Source organism: Flavobacterium cupreum (genome assembly GCF_003996965.1).
Taxonomy (GTDB): Bacteria; Bacteroidota; Bacteroidia; order Flavobacteriales; family Flavobacteriaceae; genus Flavobacterium; species Flavobacterium cupreum.
This window is the reverse complement of the sequence record NZ_QWDM01000198.1, coordinates 1-305: the sequence shown is the minus strand read 5'-3', so window position 1 is coordinate 305 and position 305 is coordinate 1. Positions and strand designations below refer to the sequence as shown.

The following is a 305-nucleotide window of genomic DNA, read 5'->3' as shown; positions in this document are numbered from 1 at the left end:
ACCGGGCTTTCAATCTGGCTTTCAATCTGGCTCTCCATCTGCTTCTCCTTTGGTGGGTAAGGCACTGAACGCTTGTACCGATGGTGAAGAATCGCACATTGCAGTACAAATGCACAGCGCTATTTGGTCGCGCGCGCAGCCCCGGCGTCGACGTCCCATTGCGCCAAATGCAACAGCACGCCCGAGGGATCCCAAATATAGGTGACCAAGGCGCCATATTGTTCCTGCTTCGGCTCGGACACGCGGGCGCCCGGAAAGCGACCGGTCGCCAGCAGCTCGGTGATATCGCGAAAGCAGGTTTGGAC

General features: G+C 58.0%; 1 protein-coding gene. It reads right to left on the bottom strand.

What is annotated here, in order from left to right:
- Positions 1-119: 119 nt before the first annotated feature.
- The coding region (locus D0817_RS27155; RefSeq protein ID WP_202866542.1) for a hypothetical protein at positions 120-305 on the bottom strand (186 nt) is incomplete at its 5' end.